This window comes from Devosia epidermidihirudinis, assembly GCF_000971295.1.
Classification (GTDB): Bacteria; Pseudomonadota; Alphaproteobacteria; order Rhizobiales; family Devosiaceae; genus Devosia; species Devosia epidermidihirudinis.
Map to the genome: position 1 here is coordinate 1 of NZ_LANJ01000007.1, position 2,500 is coordinate 2,500.

Consider the following 2,500-nt stretch of genomic DNA (forward strand, 5'->3'; position numbering starts at 1 on the left):
CTTGAGTTGCGGCATGAGCATGTCTGAATGCTCATTGAGGTCAACCCCGCACTGCAATCTCGGTTCCGCTTCCCCTCACTCCTTGCCCTGGAACGCAAAAACCCCCGGTCCTTTCGGACTGGGGGTTTTGTGTTTCGGCATTGTGTATGAGAACCATACGTTTTTGGCAGACCTTGCAGCGACCTACTCTCCCAAGCCTTGAGACTTAGTACCATTGGCGCAGAGGAATTTGACGGTCGAGTTCGGGATGGGATCGGGTCTTGGGCTCCTCGCAAAAACCACAAGGTCAGCGAAAAACGTATGATGTGAATTCTGGTTTTGTTATTTGGACCAACCCTCTCCCATGCAAGGAGGGTTGATCGAGTGTATTTCTGAACCGATCGAACAGTCACAATCTATGCGGACATAGATTAATGAGAACGATCAAGCCAATCGAGCTATTAGTACCGGTAAGCTTCACACATTGCTGCGCTTCCACACCCGGCCTATCGACGTGGTGGTCTTCCACGGCTCTCAAGGGAATACTAGTTTTGAAGGAGGCTTCCTGCTTAGATGCTTTCAGCAGTTATCCCGTCCGAACTTAGCTACCCTGCAATGCGGCTGGCGCCACAACAGGTCCACCAGAGGTTCGTCCAACCCGGTCCTCTCGTACTAGGGTCAGCTCTTCTCAATATTCCTACACCCACGGCAGATAGGGACCGAACTGTCTCACGACGTTCTAAACCCAGCTCACGTACCACTTTAAATGGCGAACAGCCATACCCTTGGGACCTGCTCCAGCCCCAGGATGTGATGAGCCGACATCGAGGTGCCAAACAATGCCGTCGATATGGACTCTTGGGCATTATCAGCCTGTTATCCCCAGCGTACCTTTTATTCGTTGAGCGATGGCCCTTCCACGCGGGACCACCGGATCACTATGACCGACTTTCGTCTCTGCTCGACTTGTCAGTCTCGCAGTCAGGCAGGCTTATGCCATTGCACTCGAGGAACGATTTCCGACCGTTCTGAGCCTACCATCGCGCGCCTCCGTTACTCTTTGGGAGGCGACCGCCCCAGTCAAACTACCCACCATACGCTGTCCCGGACACTGTTATGCCGCGGTTAGACATCTATGACGATAAGGGTGGTATCTCATCTTGCGGCTCCACAGAAACTAGCGTCCCTGCTTCAAAGCCTACCACCTATCCTGCACATGCCGACACAAATGCCAGCGTAAAGCTATAGTAAAGGTGCATGGGGTCTTTCCGTCTGACCGCAGGAACCCCGCATCTTCACGGGGAATTCAATTTCGCTGAGTCTATACTGGAGACAGTGGGGAAGTCGTTACGCCATTCGTGCAGGTCGGAACTTACCCGACAAGGAATTTCGCTACCTTAGGACCGTTATAGTTACGGCCGCCGTTTACCGGGGCTTCATTTCAGGGCGTTAACCCCTCCATTTAACCTTCCGGCACCGGGCAGGCGTCAGACCCTATACGTCGTTTTGCAACTTCGCAGAGCCCTGTGTTTTTAGTAAACAGTCGCCACCCCCTCTTTTGTGCCACCCCTATATAGTTGCCTACATAGAGGTCATGCTTATCCCGAAGTTACGCATGCAATTTGCCGAGTTCCTTCAGTATAGTTCTCTCAAGCGCCTTGGTATACTCTACCAGTCCACCTGTGTCGGTTTAGGGTACGGTCAATATTGGTGGAGCTATTTCCAGGAACCGGCTCATCGCACCCCCAATCCAATAAGGGGATACGAACCTGCGCGATCCGTCACTACCACCTGGCCCACGAATATTAACGTGGTTCCCATCGGCTACGCATTTCTGCCTCACCTTAGGGGCCGGCTAACCCTGCGCTGATTAGCATTGCGCAGGAACCCTTGGACTTTCGGCGAAAGTGTCTCTCACACTTTTTGTCGCTACTCATGTCATCATTCGCACTTCTGATACCTCCACGGCCCCTCACAGGTACCGCTTCGCAGGCTTACAGAACGCTCCGCTACCGCTTGCACGTAAACGTGCAAACCCTAAGCTTCGGTGCATAGTTTTAGACCCGGTACATCTTCGCCGCAGGAACGCTTGACCAGTGAGCTGTTACGCTATCTTTAAAGGATGGCTGCTTCTAAGCCAACCTCCTGGTTGTCTAAGCATTCCCACATGCTTTCCCACTTAACTATGACTTGGGGACCTTAGCTGTAGGTTAGGGCTGTTTCCCTTTTGACGATGGACCTTAGCACCCACCGTCTGTCTCCCGAGTAGTACTTCTGGGTATTCGGAGTTTGGTTAGGTTTGGTAAGTCGGTGAGACCCCCTAGCCCATCCAGTGCTCTACCCCCCAGAGTATTCGCTCGAGGCGATACCTAAATATCTTTCGCGGAGAACCAGCTATTTCCAAGTTTGATTGGCCTTTCACCCCTAGGAACAAGTCATCCCCGTAATTTTCAACTTACGTGGGTTCGGCCCTCCAGTAAGTGTTACCTTACCTTCAGCCTGCTCATACCTAGATCACTTG

2 rRNA genes (1 of these 2 cut by a window edge) are annotated in these 2,500 nt (G+C 52.4%); both read right to left on the minus strand.

Going from position 1 to position 2,500, the window contains the following annotated elements:
- Window positions 1-170 precede the first annotated feature (170 nt).
- A 5S ribosomal RNA gene (gene rrf / locus WH87_RS02855) occupies window positions 171-286 on the minus strand.
- Window positions 287-419: 133 nt separating this feature from the next.
- A 23S ribosomal RNA gene (locus tag WH87_RS02860) occupies window positions 420-2,500 on the minus strand (it continues 641 nt past the right edge of the window).